We start from the raw sequence: 22600 nt of genomic DNA, 5'->3' as shown, positions 1-22600 counted from the left end.
AGAGAGTGAAAGCCGCTGTCATGGTATTAAGCGTAGCTGCTGTAAAATAAAATGTGAGTAATTTCAGTTGATTCTGATTGAGCGTATCGGTTTCGCTCCCGCTTCTAAAGCGCGTATACTGGTGATAGTTTCCTTACGTAACTTTAGCATTCAAAACATTTTTACATTTTGTATGATTATTTGAAATATGCTAACTTGACTCTAAAATCACTGGAGTAAAGCTTATGAAAATCGCCGTTTATAGCACAAAGCAGTATGACAAAAAGTATCTGCAGAATGTGAATGAGGCTTATGGCTTTGAACTTGAGTTTTTCGATTTTTTGCTAACGGAAAAAACCGCCAAAACCGCGCACGGCTGCGAAGCGGTCTGCATTTTCGTTAACGATGACGGCAGTCGTCCGGTACTCGAAGAGTTGAAGAAAAATGGTGTGAAATACATCGCGCTGCGCTGCGCGGGCTTCAACAACGTCGACCTCGACGCCGCGAAAGAGCTCGGTCTGCGCGTGGTACGCGTTCCCGCGTATTCTCCAGAAGCGGTGGCGGAACACGCCATTGGTATGATGATGACGTTAAACCGTCGTATCCACCGCGCTTACCAGCGTACCCGCGACGCCAACTTCTCGCTGGAAGGCCTCACCGGTTTTACCATGTTTGGTAAAACGGCTGGGGTTATCGGTACCGGTAAAATCGGCATTGCCGCGCTGCGTATTCTGAAAGGTTTCGGGATGCGTCTGCTGGCGTTTGATCCGTACCCAAGCGCGGCGGCACTGGAGCTGGGCGTTGAGTATGTCGATCTGCCGACGCTGTTTGCCGAATCAGACGTTATTACTCTGCACTGCCCGCTGACGCCGGAAAACTACCATCTGCTGAACGCGAGCGCCTTTGAGAAGATGAAAGATGGCGTAATGATCATCAACACCAGCCGCGGTGCGCTGATTGATTCACAGGCTGCCATCGAAGCGCTGAAAACGCAGAAAATCGGTGCGCTGGGGATGGACGTTTACGAGAACGAACGCGATCTGTTCTTTGAAGATAAGTCTAATGACGTGATTCAGGATGATGTGTTCCGTCGCCTGTCGGCCTGCCATAACGTACTGTTCACTGGCCACCAGGCGTTCCTGACCGCCGAAGCGTTGACCAGCATCTCGGAAACCACGCTGGAAAATCTGAGCCAAATCGATTCCGGCACTGACTGTCCTAACGCCCTCGCGTGATCGTTACCGCTCCCCGACGCCCGTTGGGGAGCATTTTCAGATAAGCCCCGCAGACATTATTCGCAGTACAGTTACACTTCCAACACATTCATCAAACGAATACATAAGAAGTCTTTTGCAATGAAGAAAATCGTTTTTCTGCTGGCGGCAGCGACGCTACTCGCCGGCTGCGTCTACAACAGTAAAGTCTTTACCGGCGGCGACCAGCTACAGCACCACCGTTTTGTGCTGGAAAGCGTGAACGGCAAGCCGGTTCAAGGGGAACACGCGCCAATGGACCTGAGCTTTGGTGAGAAACAGCCATTATTGAATAAGATTTACCTGTCCGGCACGCTGTGCAACACGTTTTCCGGGATGGCCACGGTGACCAATGGCGAACTGACGGCAACCGATTTGGCGATGACGCGCAAACTGTGCCGCGACGCACAGCTCAATCAGCTCGACGCCACGCTCGCGACCATGCTTCGCCAGGGCGCCCAGGTGGATTTGACCGAATCACAGCTCACGCTGGCCACGGCTGACCAGACGTTTATCTATAAGCTTGCCGATTTGATTCACTAACGATCAATAGCTTCCGCAGCTGCCAACCGCAAGAGATTGTTCGCTACAGCGCTTGCCGTTGGGCAGCGCACACATGCCAATGCTGGAGCCATCAAGCTGTCGTGCGGCAGAGAGTGTGCCACCGATCATTGCGCAGTTTGCATCACCTGAGCTCGACATTGCCGCTCTCATTCCCGGCGTCACGTGCGCCGCGGTGGCCTGCTGAACAGGTTCACTACTGCACGCGGATAACAAAAGCGCCGCACACCCGACTAAAAACGCAGCTCGCATCACTTCTCTCCCAATCGCAAAAATAAGAACAAACCTAAGCATCATAGGCATCAGCGCCCGGAACGTCGAGAGACGAAGCGCGCATTTATGCACTGTAGAAACATTTTCTACCAATTTTGTTGGCTGGAAACATTCATATCGTTGATATAGACCCGGCCCAAGGACACAAAAGCAAAAATGATTCAGCCCGGGTTTTGCTAAACTTCAATGAATACCATCGGCAAAATCGATGAGTTTATAACGGATGAATTCCCGGTTTTCGGCCCTGCCGTGAACCTCTTTTTGCGCAATGTAAGGTGTCATAATCAATGATCACAATTGACGGTAACGGTGCGGTCGCCTCTGTTGCGTTCCGGACCAGCGAAGTCATTGCCATTTACCCGATAACGCCGAGTTCTACCATGGCCGAGCAGGCCGATGCGTGGGCGGGAAATGGTCTTAAAAACGTGTGGGGCGACGTCCCGCGGGTCGTCGAAATGCAGTCAGAGGCTGGCGCCATTGCCGCTGTGCACGGCGCATTGCAGACCGGTGCACTGTCGACCTCGTTTACCTCATCGCAGGGACTCCTGCTGATGATCCCGACGCTGTACAAACTGGCCGGTCAGCTAACGCCGTTTGTTCTGCACGTCGCCGCGCGAACCGTCGCCACCCACGCGCTGTCAATTTTTGGCGATCACTCGGACGTCATGGCCATTCGCCAGACCGGCTGCGCTATGCTGTGCGCCGCGAGCGTGCAGGAAGCACAGGACTTCGCGCTGATTTCGCATATCGCCACGCTCAAAAGCCGCGTGCCGTTTATTCACTTCTTTGATGGTTTCCGCACCTCGCACGAAATTAATAAAATCGTGCCGCTGGCCGATGACACCATCCGCGGCTTGCTGCCTCACGACGAAATTGCTGCACATCGCGCCCGCGCGCTGAATCCTGAGCATCCGGTGATCCGCGGCACCTCCGCTAACCCGGATACCTACTTCCAGTCACGCGAAGCAACCAACCCGTGGTATGACGCAGTCTATTCTCACGTCGAGCAGGCGATGAATGACTTCGCCGACGCCACCGGCCGCCGCTACCAGCCGTTTGAGTATTATGGCCATCCGCAGGCCGAGCGCGTGATTGTGATTATGGGTTCCGCCATCGGCACCTGCGAAGAAGTGGTGGATGAACTGCTGACCCGCGACGAAAAAGTCGGGGTACTGAAAGTGCGCTTGTATCGTCCTTTCTCCGCCAAACATCTGCTCCAGGCGCTGCCGGAAAGCACGCGTAGCGTGGCGGTCCTCGACCGTACCAAAGAGCCGGGCGCTCACGCCGAACCGCTGTATCTCGACGTGATGACGGCGCTGGCGGAAGCCTTTAACCACGGCGAGCGCGAAACGCTTCCGCGGGTGATCGGTGGCCGTTATGGCCTCTCATCAAAAGAGTTCGGTCCGGATTGCGTGCTGGCAATATTCAACGAGCTGGCGCAGGCCAAACCCAAACCTCGCTTCACCGTTGGCATCTACGATGATGTCACCAACCTTTCCTTACCGCTACCGGAAAACACGCTGCCGGCAACCGCGCGTCTGGAAGCGTTGTTCTACGGCCTGGGGAGCGATGGCAGCGTCTCAGCGACCAAGAATAATATCAAGATTATCGGCAATTCCACGCCGTGGTTTGCCCAAGGCTATTTCGTTTACGACTCCAAAAAGGCCGGCGGCCTGACGGTGTCGCATCTGCGCGTTAGCGATACCCCTATCCGCTCCGCCTATCTGGTGGCGCAGGCCGATTTTGTCGGCTGCCACCAGCTGCAATTTATTGATAAGTACCAGATGGCCGAGCGCCTCAAGCCCGGCGGCATCTTCCTGCTCAATACGCCCTACAGCGCTGATGAGGTGTGGGCGCGTCTGCCGCAGGAAGTCCAGGCGGTGCTAAATCAGAAAAAAGCGCGTTTCTACGTCATCAACGCGGCGAAAATCGCCCGTGAATGCGGTCTGGCCGCACGAATTAACACCGTCATGCAGATGGCATTTTTCCATCTGACGCAGATCCTGCCGGGCGATAGCGCCCTGATGGAACTGCAAAATGCCATTGCCAAAAGCTACAGCAGCAAAGGCCAGGATCTGGTTGAACGTAACTGGCAGGCGCTGGCGCTGGCGCGCGAGTCGCTGGCGGAAGTTCCGTTACAGCCGGTTAATGCCAGCAGTCCAAACCGCCCTCCGGTGGTATCCGATGAAGCGCCTGACTTTGTTAAAACCGTCACAGCCGCGATGCTGGCCGGATTAGGCGATGCGCTGCCGGTTTCAGCTCTGCCACCGGACGGCACCTGGCCGGTCGGTACGACCCGCTGGGAGAAACGCAACATCGCCGAAGAGATCCCTATCTGGAAAGAAGATCTCTGTACCCAGTGTAACCACTGCGTAGCGGCCTGCCCGCACTCGGCTATCCGCGCGAAAGTAGTCTCTCCGGACGCAATGGAGCATGCACCTGCCTCGCTGCATTCGCTGGACGTTAAATCCCGCGATATGCGTGGCCAGAAATACGTGCTGCAGGTGGCGCCGGAGGACTGCACCGGCTGTAACCTGTGCGTTGAAGTGTGCCCGGCCAAAGACCGCCAGAACCCGGAAATCAAGGCGATCAATATGATGTCGCGCCTTGACCACGTTGAAGAAGAAAAAGCGAACTATGACTTCTTCCTCGACCTACCGGAAATTGACCGCAGCAAGCTTGAGCGTATCGATATTCGTACTTCACAGCTTATTACCCCGCTGTTTGAATACTCCGGCGCCTGTTCCGGCTGTGGCGAAACGCCGTATATCAAACTGCTCACTCAGCTGTACGGCGACCGTATGCTGATTGCCAATGCGACGGGTTGCTCGTCGATCTATGGCGGTAACCTGCCTTCGACGCCGTACACCACCGACGCCAACGGCCGTGGCCCGGCATGGGCTAACTCGCTGTTTGAAGATAACGCCGAATTTGGCCTCGGCTTCCGCTTAACGGTTGACCAACACCGCCAGCGCGTGATGCGTTTGCTGGACGGTTTTGCCGCTCAGATCCCCGCAGAGCTCAATGAAGCCCTGCACGCCGACGCGACGCCGGAACAACGCCGCGAACAGGTGAGCGCACTGCGCCAGGCGCTGGCCGGCGTTGAGGGTGCTAAAGAGCTATTAACCGATGCCGACGCGCTGGTAGAAAAATCCATCTGGCTGATTGGCGGTGACGGCTGGGCCTACGATATTGGCTTTGGTGGGCTGGATCACGTGATGAGCCTGACCGAGAACGTCAATATTCTGGTGCTGGATACCCAATGCTATTCCAATACCGGCGGCCAGGCTTCAAAAGCCACTCCACTTGGCGCGGTGACCAAGTTTGGTGAGCACGGCAAACGTAAAGCGCGTAAAGATCTGGGCGTCAGCATGATGATGTACGGACACGTCTACGTGGCGCAAATCTCGCTGGGAGCACAGCTTAACCAGACGGTGAAAGCGATTCAGGAAGCGGAGTCATATCCAGGCCCGTCGCTGATCATCGCCTACAGCCCTTGCGAAGAGCATGGCTACGACCTGGCATTAAGTCACGATCAGATGCGTCAGCTAACTGCCACTGGCTTCTGGCCGCTGTTCCGTTTCGACCCGCGTCGCGCGGATGAAGGTAAAATTCCACTGGCTCTGGACTCTCGCCCGCCGTCAGATGCGCTAGCCGAAACGCTGATGAACGAGCAGCGCTTCCGTCGCCTGAACAGCCAGCAGCCAGAGGTGGCCGAGCAGCTATGGAAAGACGCCGCAGCGGACCTGCAAAAACGCTACGATTTCCTCGCGCAGTTGGCCGGGAAAGCGGAGAAAGTGACGCCGCAAGAATAAGCGACAAACCATAATTCTCAACCATAAAAAAGCCCGAATAATTATTCGGGCTTATCATTTTTTCAATGAATAATAAAATCAAACGACACACGGCAACAGTTATTCGTTGTGTGGCAAAAGGCATATAAGCACTTTACGTTACGCCTGCATATTCTCTTTGTATAATTTTTATTTTATATAAATCCCAGCAATCCATTCATGGGAATTATCACCATTTCATCTGAATTATCTTCTTGAGATCTTTCTTATATCGCAACAAATATCTTTTATTACTTCGCATAACTCTCCATTAGGATGAGCTCACTTCCCATTCGCGGAAGTGCGCGACTATAAAAAAGACTAAAGGAATAATTTCAATGAACAGAAAAGTACTGGCCCTTGTTATCCCTGCTCTGCTGGCCGCAGGCGCAGCTCATTCTGCAGAAGTTTATAATAAAGACGGCAATAAATTAGATCTTTATGGCAAGATCGATGGCCTGCATTATTTCTCTAATGATGCCAAAAAAGACGGCGACCAATCTTATGTCCGCTTGGGTTTTAAAGGCGAAACGCAAATTAACAATATGCTGACCGGTTACGGTCAATGGGAATATAACGTCCAGGCGAATAATCCGGAGTCAACCGACAGCGGCAATAGCCAGTCCTGGACTCGTCTGGGCTTTGCCGGCCTGAAATTCGGCGACTACGGTTCATTCGATTATGGACGTAACTACGGCGTTCTGTACGACGTCGAAGGCTGGACCGATATGCTGCCAGAATTTGGTGGTGACAGCTATTCCACTGCCGATAACTTCATGACCAGCCGTGCTAACGGTGTCGCCACCTATCGTAACAACGATTTCTTCGGTTTAGTGGATGGCCTTAACTTTGCGCTGCAGTATCAGGGTAAAAATGAAAACCCAGGCAGCGGTGAAGGCACCAACAACGGCGACCGCAACACCCGTAATGCCAACGGCGACGGCTTTGGTATGTCCACCTCCTACGACCTGGGAATGGGCGTCAGTGCATCTGCAGCCTATGCGACCTCAGACCGTACCAGCGCTCAGCGCACCGACACCACGGCAGGCGGTGATAAAGCCGATGCGTGGACCGTGGGTCTAAAATACGACGCCAACAATATTTATCTGGCATCAATGTATTCCGAAACCCGTAATATGACGCCATACGGCGACAGCAATGGCGTCGCGAATAAAACGCAAAACTTTGAAGTCACCGCCCAATACCAGTTTGATTTCGGTTTGCGTCCAGCGATTTCTTACCTGCAATCTAAAGGTAAGAATTTGAATAGCACCACGAATGATATTAAAAATGCCCAGGCGGTCAGCGGTGATAAAGACCTGGTGAAATATCTGGATGTCGGCGCGACTTACTACTTCAATAAAAACATGTCCACATATGTAGATTATAAAATCAACTTGTTGGACGACGATGATAGCTTCTACGCCAATAACGGTATCAGCACCGATAACATCGTGGGGATGGGGCTGGTTTATCAGTTCTAATTTCATAAAAAACCCGCTGGCGACGGCGGGTTTCTTTTTCCCAGCGCGGCGAATTACTGCACCGCGCTTTCTCCGTGGATCTCGCCCTTAAATCCGGTCTTTGCTATCGCCGCCAGCAGACGTTGATTATCGAAATTCTCCGGGACTACCACCTGCGCCTGACGCGTTTTCAGCGAGGCTTTGGCCTTAATCACGCCATCGGTCGAACGCAGCGCCTGATTAATTGAAATCACGCACAGCGGGCAATTCATCTCACCGACATCAATGGTCACCAGCTTATCGGCAGCCCACCCAAAAGGCGTCACCCACAGTAGCGCCAGAATGGCCATTTTTTTCATTCCATCCACTCCCAAATCCACGGTAGAACGTACGGGTAGGTGATCAGCGCCAGCACCAGCGGCACGGCCAGCCAATACAGCCACTCCAGCGCCCGACGGCTAACCACATTGACGCACACCGGTTTTGGCGACAAATATAAGCGCCAGAACCCGCGCGCCATTAGCCCTAGCGCAACAATCACCATCGGGATTTGCAGCCAAGACGCGCCGGGGATCCCAACCAGTCCCGCCGCCGAAATACCAAACACCAGGTACAGCAGCGGCCCAATACAGCACAATGTTGATGCGCCAGCGGCGATAACCGCCGCCAGCAGCGTCAGAAGCCCACCCTTAATGCTGTTCGATGCTGACATAATCGTAGCTAAACAGTGCCGGATCGTAGAAATTCAGCGGGTCGCCGTCCACTTCGGCGTACGGGTAGCCGAGATTATTTACATCCCCCTGCTCAGCGGCAGGCGATAGAGCGAAGTCACGCGCGTGGTTAAAACCAACCCAGTTCATTTCCCAGTTGCCAAACAGATAGTCATTCACCGCGGTCACTGCGGGGTCGCCGTTTTCTTTTTTCTCGGTCAGGCGCATTTTGGTGACGTCCGCCGGGTCGGCCGGCATCCAGCCGAAACCGGCAAGCCAGAACATCGCGCGGCAGTGCTGGCCGCCGCTAATTTTCGCCACGCCCTGCGCATCAGCGCTGCCAAAGGCTTTTTTGGAATATTTATCCAGCTTACGGCTGGCGCCTAAGCGAATGCCAAACATCTCGCGCGCCGGGATCCCAACCGCACGGCACAGCGCCACAAACACCGAATTGATATCGGTGCATTTGCCGCCCAGTTTGCCGGTTTTGAGGATCTCGCCCACATCGCCGGTGCCGCAGCCAATCACCGCATCGTCACGGTGCATATGGGTGCTCACCCAGTTATGAATCAAACGCGCCTGTTTTAACGGCGCTTTCTCGCTGCCAATAATTTTCAGCGCGGTCTCTTTGACCAGGCCATCCACGGGGATGTGCGGCGTCGCGTGCAGGAACGGCTTTATCTCATCAGGGATCACGCCCCCTTCAACCGGCAGTTGCCAGTCGGCAAGGTGATTGTCTTTCAGCACTTCCCAATCGCGGGTCTCGATTTCCATCTCGACCTTGATCTCCAGCGGTCCACTGGACGCAGGCCAGGTGACAAACAGCACTTTCGCACCGTAGCGGTTATTGGCATTGAGCGCAGCGCTTTGATAGTTACCGTTAAAGGAGAGATTCAACAACTGCTGAAAGGCGGTATCTTCTGGGATAGGGATCCACAAATTCACCTTGCCGGACGAACCCTCTGGCGCTTTCAGGCTGTAGGTTTGGGTCATCACGAATCGGCGATATTTGCCGGAAGAGGTGGCGGCGGGCTGCGCTACGGCTTCTGTTTTAGCAAAAGTGGGGCTAACCAGACCCAGCGTAGAAAGTGCAGCTGCACTTTTCAGAAAGTGACGCCTTTCCATTGTGTATCCTTCATCACCAGAAAAAGCTGGCGCTTCACCCCGCACCTGCGGAGGCTGGCCGCCATTATGCGACCATCGTTTCATCACGACAATGAATAAGAAGGGGTAAAATTAGCAATTTGCGGGTTTACCGGCGTCCAGCGAGGCGTCTGGTAGGAAGAACTGGTTGGTCCGCCGCCGAGGACTCGAACCTCGTACCGTCAGCGCAGAGAGAAAGCTGATGCTTATCCCGGTAAGCTAGCGGCGGTAGCTGGCTGTCGCCGTTTGAGCGACCAGTTCCGGTCTTATCGATACACTTCAGCGTTGCCGGTCCATAAGCTGGAATCCGCCGGCGTACTGAGCGCGATAACCCGTAACTTCCCGCCGCCAATCGCGCCGGCCTTTTTGCGCAGCGCTTCAATGGCATCATCAGGGCTCCCGTTGATGCCGCTAACGGACACCCTTCCGAGGCTATTCAGCCCCGACGTGGTGTCACTGCCAATCACCTCCGGAAGCTCGGCTGCCATCACTGACGACGAGATGACAAAAGCAAAAATTGCCGGGATAACCTTCGAGATAATTTTCATAAACGCACTCCCTAATGTGATGATTTCATAAATGATTATCCATGCACTCATGATAGTTAACGTCATTCACACTAAAGTTTGCTTAAAGATTGCGTATCAAAGAAGGACGAAAGATGTCGAAATAATTCAGCGAGCGAATATTTCACATCCGTAGGACTTTGGCGTTCGCCCAGGCCACCGAAAAACAGGCGCTCCGGTGCGCTATTGTAAAACATGCTGGCATTCGTCGCCGTAATCCGTACCATACGCGCATACTTTTGCCTGCTGGCTGCTATCGGCTAGAGCGATCCCATCATTAATGGCGTACCGGATGGGGCATAAAAACGCGCAACGGGTAGACTTAGTCTATCGTGCAGGGCGAGAAGCTACGCGCGGGAAGTCAGTCGCAGCGTTAACGGTAGATGCACCTCGTGATAAACCGGCTACCTGTATGCCCCTTTTGGTTTTAGAGAACAGTAATAATGCAAGAAAATCAGTCAATTACTAAAAAAGAACAATACAACCTGAATAAATTACAGAAACGTCTGCGTCGTAACGTGGGCGAAGCCATTGCTGACTTCAATATGATTGAAGATGGCGACCGCATTATGGTTTGTCTCTCCGGTGGCAAAGACAGCTACACCATGCTGGAAATTCTAAGCAACCTGCAAAAGAGCGCGCCAATCAGTTTTAGCCTCGTCGCAGTGAACCTCGACCAGAAGCAACCGGGTTTCCCGGAGCATATTCTGCCGGAATATCTGGACGCATTGGGCGTTGAATACAAGATTGTCGAAGAAAATACCTACGGCATCGTGAAAGAGAAAATCCCGGAAGGCAAAACCACCTGCTCTCTGTGCTCACGTCTGCGTCGCGGTATTCTGTACCGTACCGCCACCGAACTCGGTGCGACTAAAATTGCGCTCGGCCATCACCGTGATGACATCCTGCAAACGCTGTTCCTTAACATGTTCTACGGCGGCAAAATGAAAGGGATGCCGCCGAAGCTGATGAGCGATGACGGCAAGCATATCGTTATCCGCCCGCTGGCCTACTGCCGCGAAAAAGATATTGAGCGTTTTGCCGAAGCCAAAGCGTTCCCAATCATTCCATGCAACCTGTGCGGCTCGCAGCCAAACCTGCAGCGTCAGGTGATTGCTGAAATGCTGCGCGATTGGGACAAACGCTATCCAGGTCGTATTGAGACCATGTTCAGCGCCATGCAGAACGTGGTTCCGTCACACCTGAGCGATATTAACCTGTTTGATTTTAAAGGGCTGAATCACGACTCTGAAGTGGTTGATGGTGGCGATCTGGCATTTGACCGCGAAGAATTGCCGCTACAACCGGTAGGCTGGCAGCCAGAAGAGGAAGAAGGTCAGTTGAATGATCTGCGTCTGGATATCGTCGAAGTGAAGTAACCCGATTGGCGTCTCAGGCAGTAGCCTGAGACGCACTCAACGTATTATTTCAGTAAACGTGCGCGACACGCCTTACCTTTGATTTTGCCCTTCTGTAACAGCTTAAACGCCTGATGGGCTACGGATGCGCGCACCGCGACATACACATGCGCCGGATGCACATCAATCTTACCGATATCCGCCCCCACCAGGCCCACATCGCCGGTTAACGCCCCAAGAACGTCACCTGCACGCATTTTGGCTTTCTTACCACCGTCAATGCACAGCGTTGCCATCTCCGGCGCCAGCGGCACAATGCGTGATTTCGCAGGCGCAGGAAGCCAGTTCAGCTTGATGTTGAGCATTTCAGCAAGGATATTGGCGCGCTGCGCTTCTTCCGGTGCACAGAAGCTAACCGCCAGACCGCTGTTGCCGGCACGTGCCGTTCGGCCAATTCGGTGGACGTGCACTTCCGGATCCCACGCCAGTTCATAGTTCACAACCATAGACAGCGATTTGATGTCCAGACCGCGAGCCGCGACGTCGGTAGCCACCAGAATACGGGCGCTACCGTTAGCAAAACGTACCAGCGTCTGATCGCGATCGCGCTGCTCGAGATCACCGTGCAGCGCAATGGTGCTCTGCCCCGCCGCGTTCAACTCTTCGTAGACGTCCTGGCAATCTTTTTTGGTGTTGCAGAACACGACGCAAGATGCCGGCTGATGCTGACTCAGCAGCTGCTGTAGCAGCGCAATTTTACCGTGGCGCGGCACGTCAAAAAACTGCTGCTCAACCGCAGGCAGTTCATCAACGGAGTCAATCTCAATGGTTTCCGGGTCGCGCTGTACGCGCCCACTGATTGCCGCAATCGCCGCAGGCCATGTCGCGGAAAACAGCAGCGTCTGGCGTGAGGCCGGCGCAAAACGGATAACTTCATCAATCGCATCGCTAAAGCCCATATCCAGCATGCGATCGGCTTCATCCATCACCAGCGTTTGCAGCGCGTCGAGTGAGACGGTGCCTTTTTGCAGATGGTCGAGCAAACGGCCAGGCGTCGCCACAATGATGTGCGGTGCGTGCTGCAAGGAGTCACGCTGTGCACCAAACGGTTGGCCGCCACAGAGTGTCAGTACTTTAATGTTCGGCAGGAATCGGGCCAGTCGACGAATTTCGCCGGCAACCTGGTCTGCCAGTTCACGGGTTGGGCACAGCACCAGTGATTGCGTCTGGAACATGCTGGCATCCACGTGTTGCAGCAGGCCGAGACCAAACGCTGCCGTTTTGCCGCTGCCGGTTCTTGCCTGCACGCGCACGTCCTTTCCAGCAAGGATCGCCGGCAGCGACGCTGCCTGAACCGGGGTCATGGAGAGGTATCCCAGGTCGTTCAGGTTGTCGATCTGGGAGGCGGGCAATGCATTCAGGGTGGCAAAAGCGGTCACAATATTTTCTCGCGAATTAGGGGCTGACGTTCAGCAGGCGCGTATCCTCGCAGATCTCGCGGGCCGATGCGACATATTAATCGATGGGTAGGGTTTGAAGGTAGCGGAAAACGGGCAAAAAAAAGCCGACTCTATAAAGCCGGCGTCGTACGAATCAATTGTGCTATGCAGTAATTCAAAAAAAAGGAAGTAAGACAATATGGAGCGCAACGCCCATCGCTTGACGTTGCATTCACCTGCAGGAACGATATTGCCTCGATTGTGCTGCTGGTTTATTGACCTCGCTCAATTTTATTCGCGTTATCACCGGTAAAGTGCACAAGAAAGGTGATTTTTTACAACCAGTTACTGCGATGTAACCACCACGTAACACCACCAATGAGTAATACCAGCATAATACAGAAGAGGGAGAAGCCCAGATGCGACCCGCCGCCGGGAATACCGCCAAGGTTGACGCCAAACAGACCGGTCAGGAAGGTGCTCGGTAAAAATACCATCGCCATCAGCGACATATTGTAGGTGCGTCGGGAAAGCGACTCCTGCATCATCTGGGCGATTTCGTCCGACATCACCGCCGTACGGGCAATACAGCCATCAATCTCGTCCAACCCACGCCCCAAACGGTCAGCAATATCCTGCATTCTACGGCGGTGATCATCCGTCATCCACGACAGGCGTTCGCTGGACAGGCGGGCATACACATCGCGCTGCGGCGCCATATAGCGGCGCATCACGATCAGTTGTTTTCGCAAGAGCGCGAGGAAGCCGCGCGGCGGGACTTCCTGCTCCATCAAATTATCTTCCAGATCGATAATTTTATCGTGTAACTGTTCAATGAATTCACTGGCGTGATCGGTCAATGCATCGCAGACGTCCACCAGCCAGGAGCCGCAGTCGGTTGGGCCGCTGCCTTCCTGCAGATCGCTAACCACATCATCAAGCGCCAGCACTTTACGCTGACGGGTCGAAATAATAAGGCGCTCATCGATATACAGACGCATCGCCACCAGTTGGTCCGGGCGTTCATCGGTGCTGCCATTAATGCAGCGCAGGGTGATTAGCGTCCCCTCACCTAAGCGACTCACGCGCGGGCGAACGCTTTCCCCCGCCAGCGCATCGCGCACCGTTACGGGCAACAGCGGCGTATTCGCCAGCCACTGGGCGCTATCAGGATAAGTGTAATTCAGATGCAGCCAGCAAGGATTATCTTTGCTGACGCTTTCCGCATCGGTTAACGGTTTCACGCCGCCCTGCCCATCCAGCAGCCACGCAAATACGGCATCAGGCACGTTAAGTTCAGATCCCTTTATGGCTTCCACATCGCCTCCGGTCGCAACTATTTATCCTGATAGTCTAGCCATCTGCTTTTGTTAAGCAATAAGAGGACGTGCCATCGCGCTGAAATTGTTGGTAAAACCCTTATAAGCTTTAGGGCGAACATAAAAAAGCCCGGCATAAATGCCGGGCTTAACTGTGAAACGACTCAAAAAGATTGCCAGAAATTTCTGTCATGGTTACCGGCCACCGCCGGCTGAAGCGCTGGCGCGGCGGCCGTCGCCGCAGGCATAGGCGCTTCATTCCCGATACGGAAGCTCTGCGTACGTGACTGCAGTTCAATCACCTGGCGTTTCAGAACGTCGGATGAACCGGCCAGCTCTTCCACCACCCCGATGTTACTTTGGGTCACCGTTTCCAGCTCCGTTAAGGCCATCGTAATTTGATCGATACCTTTTTCCTGTTCAGAGGTTGAAACCGCGATTTGCTCCATCAGGTTACTTAATTCCCCCGACCCGTAAACAATCTCCTGCATATTTTTTTCCGCCTCGGCGACAATATTGGCTCCTTGGGTAACGTTCTCGCTGGTGACGTTAATTAAGGTCTTAATATTTTTTGCCGCTTCAGCGCTGCGATGAGCCAGATTACGGACTTCACCGGCGACCACCGAAAAACCTTTGCCATGGTCGCCCGCTCTTGCCGCTTCAACCGCTGCGTTCAGCGCCAGAATATTGGTCTGAAATGCAATACCGTCAATCATGGCGATAATTTCGGTCATTTGTCGGGCGCAGTCGGTAATAGATTGCATATTGGTTGCCACATCGCCCATTAATGCCCCGCCTTTACGCGCACATTGTGTGGCCTCACCGGCACGCTCGCTGGCGAGTCGAGTGTGTTCGGCATTATTTTTAGTACTGGCGGCAATCTCTTCCATACTGGCCGCCGTCTGCATTAGCGTGGCTGACTGCTGTTCGGTTTTCACCGACAGCTCTGCGCTGCGGTTGGCCAACTGATCCGACATGGTCATCGCATTATCTGATGACGCGCGAATTTCCGCGACGAGCGTCGAAATATTATTGGATAAATTATTGATTCCTGGAATTAACCGACCGGCACAGTTATTGCCAAATATGGGTATTCGTACCGCCAGGTTGCCATCATTAACTTCGTCGATACTGCGTTTGACGGCATTAATTGGTGTGACAAGGTATTTTGTCATATAAATCCACAACAGAGCCAATGCCGCTACCCATACAATATTAATCAGCGAAAGCAAGAATATATTTTTTGATAATATCAAGCAGATCACATCTGTTATAAGGAAAACAGCCAGAATAAACACCATGATAAACGTTCGGACGCTAATGTTTTTAAACATAACCTTTCCCCAACACTTGCTGTGTAATTTGGTTATATCACCAGAAGTTGTATTTGCCAGACCATTTTAGCTTTTTGTGCCACTTTAACCGTTAGCAGTGTAAGTTTTGCTTTTATCAGAGGGGAATCCTGACCAAAGCGAAACTACAGAGGGAATGATGCAGCATGGTTGTTAACATCATGGATTCAAAGAATAATATAAATTTATACGCGTAATAACTTGTAGAAATCTCACGATAATTTAGCCATGCTTAATATTTAAATCGATGCGCTTAATCATGTAAAAAGAACGTATCTATATTGTTATTTTTCTGGCTTAAATTAAGAATTTGCTGATAGATTAATTACAACCCCCTTATGAAAAGGTATGGATTGCATGATGCTGCACGCTTCGTGGGACCCGATACTAGTCGGTATTTCATTCCTGGTGGCATTCATTGCTTCTTTTGTCGCACTCGACAGCGCGGCAAAAATTGCTGCCTCAAATAAAAAAGCAGCGCTGTTCTGGCGAATAACCGGCGGCGCAACGTTAGGCATTGGTATCTGGTCAATGCATTTTATTGGCATGCTGGCGATGAAAATGCCGATGCCGATGAGCTATCACCTTGAGCTGACGATTGTTTCGCTACTGGCCGCTATTATCGCCTCTTCGCTGGCGATTAATATTGCCGTCGCGGGAAATACGCTATCGCTTAAACGCCTGTGCATTGCCACCGCGCTGTTGAGCAGCGGCGTGGTCACCATGCACTACGTGGGCATGGCGGCACTGATGGCGCACGATGATATTGTCTGGAGCGTTCCGCTGATTATTGCCTCGGTGATTATCGCCATTGTGGCCTCCTGCGTAGGGCTGTGGCTGGCGTTTAGCTTACGCCTGAACAGTAAAGGCGTACTACTGACGCGCATCGGCGCTGCGCTGGCGATGGGGATCGCCATCGCCGCCATGCACTACACCGGGATGAGTGCCGCCACTTTCACCGGCCATGGTCATATGATGGCGGGCCATGATGCCATGGTGAGTGAAGAAGGATTGTCCATTTGGGTCACCGTCACCACCCTGCTGCTGCTTGGGCTGATGTTGATGATTTCGATGGTCGACTCGCAGGTGCGCACCACGCGGCTCACCGAAAATCTGCAACGTCTGAATCAGCAGCTTGAGCAACAGGCCCGCTACGACGGTTTAACCGGATTGGCTAACCGCAGCCAAATTGATATGCGGCTACTGGCATGCCTTCACCAGTCGCGACTGGCGGGCAGCACCTTTGCGCTGGTGCTGATGGATCTCGACCGCTTCAAGTTGATTAACGACGCCTGGGGGCATCACGTCGGGGACAATCTACTGGTTTCCGTCGCTAACCGGATGAGCGCCTGTCTGAGCCCTAAAATGACCCTGGCACGGATCGGCGGCGATGAATTTATTCTGTTGGCCCCCAACTGCAATGAGGCGGAAATTGCCGATATTTGCACCCGGATGGTCGAAAGTATCCGCCGGCCGTTCTATCACTCCGGGCAGATTTTGCAAATCTCCCTGAGCGTGGGAATAAGCCTCTACCCCGGCCACGGTGAGACGCCTCAGGATCTCAAACTTTCCGCCGATACCGCGATGTACCACGTGAAGCATAACGGCCGCAACGGCTGGGTTATGTACCATGAGTCGATGCTCGACAGCACCTGGCAAGGCGCGCATTTCCTCCAGGATCTCACGCAGGCGCTGGAACGCGGGCAGTTCGAATTGTGGTATCAGCCGAAATATCACGTGAAAGAAAAACGTATTTATGGTTTTGAGGCGCTGCTGCGCTGGCGACACCCGAAAAAAGGTATTCTGCTGCCGGAGGTGTTCCTGCCCACGCTGCAAAATACCGGGCTAATCGTTCCCGTTGGTAACTGGGTTCTGGAAAAAGGCTGCGAACAGCTCCGCAAGTGGACCCGCGCTGGCCACGATGACTGGACGCTATCGTTGAACATTTCACCGGTTCAGTTTGAACAGCAGAATTTTTATGAGCAGGTATGCGATGCGCTGCTGCGTCACCACATTTCGCCTACGCGATTAACCATTGAGCTGGCTGAAACCGCGGCACTGCACGGTTTCGACCGCAGTGTGCAGATTTTTAACGATTTTTGCCGGATCGGAATAACCATCTCCATCGACAATTTCGGCGTCGGCTATTCCAATATGCTGGCCTTGCAGGACCTGCCCGCCGGCGAGCTGAAAATCGATAAAAGTTTTACCAAGGATATGCGCGAGAACAGCAAAAATATCAAAATTGTCTCCACCATCATTAATATCGCTCACTCGATGAATATGGACGTGGTGGCTGAAGGCGTGGAAACGCAGGAACAGCAGCGGCTCCTTTCTGGATTAGGTTGTGATGCGTTGCAGGGCTTCTGGTTCTCGGATCCGGTGCCGGCTGAGGACATTGATATCATGCTCAGTAACCTGCCGCTCAGCGGCGATCCGAATGCCCCTGCCGCCATTCGCCGGGATATCTCGTCATCATCGGGCAAAAAAAAGCAGGCCTGAGATCATCGCAAGCCAGATGAGTATTCAGCGCTCATCTGGCTGACTCACCGAACAAAAAACGCTACCGACGTGGCCATCACGGATATCCGGCGACATTATCCATATCCATGGATAGTGTTATCACTTTTTCGTCATTGTTAAGGTTTTACTGTTCAATTATCCTGGCACTATCACCCACGCACCGATCATGACGAAGAGAAAAATGAACGATACCCTTGAACTGTTGTTATCCCACCAGAGCGACCGTAGTTTCCTTGATAAAGCGATTCCTGACGACGTACTGGACAACGTGATTCGCGCCGCCTGGCGCGCCCCCACCTCAGTACACTCCCAGCAGGTGTCCATTATCGTGACCCGTGATAAAGAGACGAAGCAGCAGCTTGCTGCGCTTACCGGCGGGCAGCCATGGGTGGCTCAGGCACCGGTATTTTTGACCTTTGTCCTGGATATGCATAAGTCGCGTATCGGTATTGAAGCTGTTGGTAAACAACAGTTGGCCCATACCAGCATTGAAAGCATCGTTTCCGGTAGTCAGGACGTGGGGATCGCACTGGCATCCTCGATGTTGGCCGCCCGTTCACAGGGGCTGGGCGTCGTGCCCATCGGCGGGATCCGTAATAACCCGCAGCAAGTGATTGAACTGCTGAATCTGCCTGATTTGACCTTCCCGATAAACGGCCTGACCCTCGGCTATGTTGATAAACCGGCACACCTGAAACCACGCATGCCAATTAACGCTTTCCGCCATGAGGAACGCTATCAGGACGGCGAACTGGATGCTCTGATTGCAACGCACAACCGCGAGCTGTCCGAGCACTGGCAGCGTATTGATCGCGGTGAAGGGGAAAACTGGAGCCAAACGGTCGCCGGGTATTATGACCATGTTTATTATCCTGATGTCCTGCCAGGACTCTTGCATCAGGGATTTAATGTCGATAAGTAGCGGCGATTTTCCCGCGAACCGTTAGCCGTCGCGCCGCTTACGACGGCTGGCCAAAGGTGGTGATGATCCAGTCAATAAACACTTTTAATCGTGCGCTTTGATGGCGATTGGACGAATACACTGCATGCAGTGGAATCGTCGGCCGCGACCATTGTGGCAGGATTTCGACCAGTTCCCCCGAGTCCAGCCATGGCTGGACTACGCGGCGTAGGTGTTGGCCAATACCTAATCCCGCCAGCATCAGGCTGGTCAGCCCGGTGCCTTCATTGGTGCAAAAATGGCTATTATCAAACTCGAAGCGCTGCCCATCTTTCTCCAGCACCAGCATTTCCGGCTTTCCCGATGACGCGTAAAAATAGCCTACGCAGGTATGGTGCCGCGCGATATCCGTCGGGGATTGCGGCATGCCGTGGCGCGCCAGATAATCCCGCGAGGCGCACAGCACAAAATCCAGATCGGCGATCTTGCGCGCTATCATCGTCATATCCTGCAAGGCACCGGCGCGGATCGCACAGTCGACGCCTTCGCCAACAATATTAATTGTCCGGTCACTGATCCCCAGCGCAATCGTAATCTCGGGATACTCCCGGTGAAAATCCGGCAGCGCCGGGATCAGCATTCCGTTGGCAAACGACACCGGCACATCAATACGCAGATGTCCGCTGGGCCGTAGCTTACGCCCACTGAGCGCGCTATCGATTTCATCGAGTTCACTAATCAGACGTTGCGCGTGGTGATAGTACTCCAGCCCCTCGGAGGTAATGCTCACCGTTCTCGTCGTGCGCTGTATCAGGCTAATGCGCAGATGTTTTTCCAGATCGGTCACCAATTTGCTGACCGTTGAACGCGGCAGCATCAGTTGACCTGCGGCCTGGCTAAAAGAACCGGTCTCCACCACGCGGACAAATACCCGCATCGCCAGCAGTTGATTCATGGTGCTGTTTTTCCGCTATCGCTAATGAGAGTCTGATTATTCATGGAGATGGACCGTGATAGCAACCATTCGCGCGTTTATGCCATTCGCGAGGCGTCATCCTCCATCATTGCTGCCACGTCGTACTCTTATCACCGCAACTATACTCCTTGCAGGCGGACGCATCGCCGAAGCATCGGGTCGCTTCACCACAACGCATCAGGAGTTCTTTCATGGCCGTATTTCAGAACAAATCTGTACTGGTTTTAGGTGGTAGCCGCGGTATTGGCGCAGCAATCGTCCAACGTTTTGCCGCGGACGGCGCTTCGGTGGTATTCACCTACGCCGGCTCGCGTGACGCGGCGCAGGCGTTGGCACAGGAAACCGGCAGCACCGCCGTGTTGGCCGACAGCGCCGATCGCGACGCGATAATCAAACTGGTAGCCGATAGCGGGCCGCTGGATATTTTGGTGATTAACGCCGGCATTATTTTGTTCGGCGATGCGCGGGAATTGGACAGCGACGCCGTCGATCGCCTGTTCCGGATTAATATTCACGCGCCCTACCACGCAGCCGTTGAAGCAGCACGCAAAATGCCGCCCGGCGGACGCATTATTGTCATCGGTTCAGTCAACGGCGACCGCATGCCGCTTCCCGGCCTTGCGGCCTATTCCGTCAGTAAATCGGCATTACAGGGATTGGGACGCGGTCTGGCGCGTGACTTTGGCCCACTGGGGATCACGGTGAATATCGTCCAGCCCGGCCCTATCGACACCGACGCCAACCCAGAATCGGGCCCGTTGAAGGAACTGATGCACAGCTTTATGGCGATAAAGCGTCACGGCAGGCCGGAAGAAGTGGCGGGAATGGTGGCGTGGCTCGCCGGGCCGGAAGCCTCTTTCGTGACTGGCGCCATGCACACCATCGACGGCGCATTTGGTGCCTAGCTAAATTGCGTCAGGCGCGCGACCACGCGCCTGACGCATTCTCCAGCCTCCAGCGAAAGGGGCTTCAGAGCACCTCTTCCATCACCCATACGCTGACGCTGCCGCCATTACAGGTAAAGAGCGCGCAGCCTTCGGCGTCGGTCTCAAGCGTTTCTCCCCGATTGTTGAGAAAATCTCGCCAGCGCTTATTGCCGTAATTCGCACCCAAGGTCAGCGTCTTTTGCCCTTCGTCGCCATTAGACAACAGCACGACGCAACCGGGCATATCTTCGGTACCACTGCGACTAAAAGCAATGCAGTTGGGGTGATCAAACCACAGCGTCTGTACACCGTGCGCGAACCGCTGGCGGGCATCGATCAGTTCATGCAACTGTTCGATAACCGGCATATCGATAGTGTAGTTTTGCCCATCGCGGCCGCTATCTTCATAGTGCGCCCCAAACAGATCGGGATAAAACACCGACGGCACGCCGTTTTCGCGCAGCAAAATCAGGGCGTATGCCAACGGTTTGAACCAGGCTTCCACCGGTGCCTCCAGCGCCTGAAGCGGCTGAGTATCGTGGTTAGCCACCAGCGTCACCGCGTGGAACGGATCGGCCTCAACCAACGTGCCGGTGAAAATCTGGCTCATACCATAATCGCGCCCCATTCGTGACGCTTCGTGGAATTTAAGCTGTAAAGGGGCATCGAACAGCATCGTCTTCCCTTCCACCTGAGCGATGTATTGCTGGAGTTTATCCACTTCATGCGACCAGTATTCGGCCACAATAAACAGCGGCTGCGGCGCGACTTCCTGGACGTGTTCAATCCACTCTTTATAGAACCAGGCCGGGATATGTTTCACCGCATCGAGCCGAAAACCGTTGCAGTGGGTTTGCTCAAGCATCCAGCGCGCCCAGTATTTCAGCTCTTCGGTCACCGCATGGTTGCGAAAATCAATATTCTCGCCCATCAGGTAGTCAAAATTGCCCATTTCATCATCGACCTGATCGTTCCAGCCTTCGCCGGTATAGTCATTAACGATTTTGAAAATGCCGTCTTCATCAGGATTTTCGATATGATCGATGCCGCTAAAGCACTTATAGTCCCAGACAAACTGTGAATACTTCCCCTCGCGGACGGGAAAATAGTATCGTGTCCACGCTTCACACTCGATGATCTCCTCATCGATCTGCGTCCGGTCCTCCGCGTTGACCCGCTGCACGCGGATCCGCTCTTTTTCATCCGCCCCCATCTTATGGTTGAGCACCACATCCATCAGCACCGCAATCTCATGCTGCTGCAGCGCGCTAATCGCCTCCAGAAGTTGGGCTTTATCGCCATACTTGGTGGCCACCGAGCCTTTCTGGTCAAACTCGCCGAGGTCAAATAGATCGTAGCTGTCATAGCCGACGGAATAGCCGCCGGACGCCCCTTTGCTGGCCGGCGGCAGCCAAATCATATTAATCCCGATTTCATTCAGATTCGGGGCGAGCGCTGCCACCTCCGGCCACAATTCACCGCCGGCGGGATAATACCAATGGAAACACTGTAATAAGGTGGGATTGCGCATACCGGTTCTCCGTGTGGGGCGACAGAAAAACTATAAGTGCGAAACGTGCCGCATGCGAGATTATGATGGGATAAACACGCGGCGATGGCGCACCGTACCCTCATCCATCCTTTTTATCGCGCTGTCAGTGCCAGAAAAAAATCTTATTTATTCACGAATTTGTGCAGATGATGCGTCAGTAAGCGTTAAGATGATGACTCAGCCGGGTGAGACCGGCAGCGACTCAAAGCTGAAGGGAGTAACTAGAACATAATGCAGCGTCAGGATGTTTCATCATCACGAATAAAATCAATTGGTTATGACGTAAAACAAAAAACTCTCGAAATAGAATTCTTTGGTTTGGGTATTTACCAATATGTCGGTGTACCGCCCAAAACTTACGAAACCTTTTTAACCGTCAAATCCAAAGGCCGTTTCTTTGATGGCGTCATTAAAGATAAATTTCTCTGTCGGAAAATCGCTTAACCTTCGGGTTTCTTTGCCTAAGAGACGTG

19 protein-coding genes and 1 tRNA gene are annotated in these 22600 nt (G+C 53.4%); 9 read left to right on the top strand and 11 right to left on the bottom strand.

The genetic code is table 11. The annotated features are described in order from the left end of the window. The first annotated feature begins 224 nt into the window (after positions 1-224). Positions 225-1214: a 2-hydroxyacid dehydrogenase gene (locus KCR01S_RS02280; RefSeq protein WP_052281576.1), complete on the top strand. Its 990-nt coding sequence runs from the start codon at positions 225-227 to the stop codon at positions 1212-1214. A 120-nt stretch (positions 1215-1334) separates the two neighbouring features. After that, positions 1335-1775 carry a heat shock protein HslJ gene (hslJ, locus tag KCR01S_RS02275; protein ID WP_061279536.1) on the top strand — a complete coding sequence of 147 codons (441 nt, stop codon included), beginning with the start codon at positions 1335-1337 and terminating at the stop codon, positions 1773-1775. 3 nt (positions 1776-1778) lie between these two features. On the opposite strand, the gene KCR01S_RS02270 is transcribed toward hslJ, so the two are convergent. Continuing rightward, positions 1779-2045, bottom strand: coding sequence for a putative hemolysin (locus tag KCR01S_RS02270; protein WP_061279594.1), 267 nt, complete (start codon positions 2043-2045; stop codon positions 1779-1781). 308 nt (positions 2046-2353) lie between these two features. Between KCR01S_RS02270 and nifJ the strand changes: the two genes are divergently transcribed. Both nifJ and ompC read left to right on the top strand, forming a co-directional pair. Continuing rightward, a complete protein-coding gene (gene nifJ / locus KCR01S_RS02265; protein WP_061279535.1) occupies positions 2354-5881 on the top strand; it encodes a pyruvate:ferredoxin (flavodoxin) oxidoreductase in 3528 nt (1175 codons plus the stop codon). Positions 5882-6237: 356 nt separating this feature from the next. Then, on the top strand, positions 6238-7383 hold the full coding sequence (gene ompC / locus KCR01S_RS02260) for a porin OmpC (protein ID WP_061279534.1): 1146 nt from the start codon (positions 6238-6240) through the stop codon (positions 7381-7383). A gap of 53 nt (positions 7384-7436) precedes the next feature. On the opposite strand, the gene KCR01S_RS02255 is transcribed toward ompC, so the two are convergent. The 5 genes from KCR01S_RS02255 to KCR01S_RS02235 all read right to left on the bottom strand — a co-directional run bounded on the left by KCR01S_RS02255 (position 7437) and on the right by KCR01S_RS02235 (position 9763). Further along, positions 7437-7721 (bottom strand): heavy-metal-associated domain-containing protein, encoded by a 285-nt coding sequence (locus KCR01S_RS02255; protein WP_061279533.1) that lies wholly within the window; start codon positions 7719-7721, stop codon positions 7437-7439. Continuing rightward, complete coding sequence (locus KCR01S_RS02250; RefSeq protein WP_112205102.1) at positions 7718-8074, bottom strand: mercuric transporter MerT family protein; 357 nt, start codon at positions 8072-8074, stop codon at positions 7718-7720. Before KCR01S_RS02250 ends, KCR01S_RS02255 begins: the two co-directional genes overlap by 4 nt. Beyond that, positions 8052-9197, bottom strand: a complete 1146-nt coding sequence (locus KCR01S_RS02245; RefSeq protein ID WP_061279532.1) for a transglutaminase-like domain-containing protein — start codon at positions 9195-9197, stop codon at positions 8052-8054. Before KCR01S_RS02245 ends, KCR01S_RS02250 begins: the two co-directional genes overlap by 23 nt. Before the next feature lie 167 nt (positions 9198-9364). After that, a tRNA-OTHER gene (locus KCR01S_RS02240) sits at positions 9365-9444 on the bottom strand. A gap of 37 nt (positions 9445-9481) precedes the next feature. Next, positions 9482-9763 carry a YdgH/BhsA/McbA-like domain containing protein gene (locus KCR01S_RS02235; RefSeq protein WP_061279531.1) on the bottom strand — a complete coding sequence of 94 codons (282 nt, stop codon included), beginning with the start codon at positions 9761-9763 and terminating at the stop codon, positions 9482-9484. A gap of 461 nt (positions 9764-10224) precedes the next feature. Between KCR01S_RS02235 and ttcA the strand changes: the two genes are divergently transcribed. Then, the gene (gene ttcA, locus KCR01S_RS02230; RefSeq protein WP_061279530.1) at positions 10225-11160 is read left to right on the top strand and encodes a tRNA 2-thiocytidine(32) synthetase TtcA; all 936 of its coding nucleotides are present in this window, start codon (positions 10225-10227) and stop codon (positions 11158-11160) included. Between the two features lie 44 nt (positions 11161-11204). On the opposite strand, the gene dbpA is transcribed toward ttcA, so the two are convergent. From dbpA to KCR01S_RS02215, 3 genes are all read right to left on the bottom strand, one after another. Further along, positions 11205-12578, bottom strand: a complete 1374-nt coding sequence (gene dbpA / locus KCR01S_RS02225) for an ATP-dependent RNA helicase DbpA (protein ID WP_061279529.1) — start codon at positions 12576-12578, stop codon at positions 11205-11207. 335 nt (positions 12579-12913) lie between these two features. Then, positions 12914-13897: a zinc transporter ZntB gene (zntB, locus tag KCR01S_RS02220; protein WP_061279528.1), complete on the bottom strand. Its 984-nt coding sequence runs from the start codon at positions 13895-13897 to the stop codon at positions 12914-12916. A 164-nt stretch (positions 13898-14061) separates the two neighbouring features. Beyond that, positions 14062-15231 carry a methyl-accepting chemotaxis protein gene (locus KCR01S_RS02215; protein WP_061279527.1) on the bottom strand — a complete coding sequence of 390 codons (1170 nt, stop codon included), beginning with the start codon at positions 15229-15231 and terminating at the stop codon, positions 14062-14064. A 375-nt stretch (positions 15232-15606) separates the two neighbouring features. Between KCR01S_RS02215 and KCR01S_RS02210 the strand changes: the two genes are divergently transcribed. Both KCR01S_RS02210 and KCR01S_RS02205 read left to right on the top strand, forming a co-directional pair. Then, positions 15607-17751 (top strand): putative bifunctional diguanylate cyclase/phosphodiesterase, encoded by a 2145-nt coding sequence (locus tag KCR01S_RS02210; protein ID WP_112205094.1) that lies wholly within the window; start codon positions 15607-15609, stop codon positions 17749-17751. Between the two features lie 202 nt (positions 17752-17953). Continuing rightward, positions 17954-18694, top strand: a complete 741-nt coding sequence (locus tag KCR01S_RS02205; RefSeq protein WP_061279526.1) for an NADPH-dependent oxidoreductase — start codon at positions 17954-17956, stop codon at positions 18692-18694. Positions 18695-18731: 37 nt separating this feature from the next. Here the strand turns inward: KCR01S_RS02205 and KCR01S_RS02200 are convergent, their stop codons facing one another. Beyond that, entirely contained in the window at positions 18732-19628 is an 897-nt protein-coding gene (locus KCR01S_RS02200; protein WP_061279525.1) for a LysR family transcriptional regulator, read from the bottom strand. 212 nt (positions 19629-19840) lie between these two features. Between KCR01S_RS02200 and bdcA the strand changes: the two genes are divergently transcribed. Further along, positions 19841-20554, top strand: coding sequence for an SDR family oxidoreductase (gene bdcA / locus KCR01S_RS02195; protein WP_061279524.1), 714 nt, complete (start codon positions 19841-19843; stop codon positions 20552-20554). Positions 20555-20618: 64 nt separating this feature from the next. On the opposite strand, the gene amyA is transcribed toward bdcA, so the two are convergent. Continuing rightward, positions 20619-22106: an alpha-amylase gene (gene amyA, locus KCR01S_RS02190; protein ID WP_061279523.1), complete on the bottom strand. Its 1488-nt coding sequence runs from the start codon at positions 22104-22106 to the stop codon at positions 20619-20621. A gap of 252 nt (positions 22107-22358) precedes the next feature. Here amyA and KCR01S_RS02185 point away from each other — a divergent pair, with 252 nt between their 5' ends. Next, a complete protein-coding gene (locus KCR01S_RS02185; protein ID WP_061279522.1) occupies positions 22359-22571 on the top strand; it encodes a KTSC domain-containing protein in 213 nt (70 codons plus the stop codon). The last annotated feature ends 29 nt before the right edge of the window (positions 22572-22600 follow it).

The organism is Kluyvera cryocrescens NBRC 102467, assembly GCF_001571285.1.
In the GTDB taxonomy this organism is placed as follows: Bacteria; Pseudomonadota; Gammaproteobacteria; order Enterobacterales; family Enterobacteriaceae; genus Kluyvera; species Kluyvera cryocrescens.
Note: the sequence above shows the minus strand (reverse complement) of the source record. Positions and strands in the feature narration are given on the sequence as shown.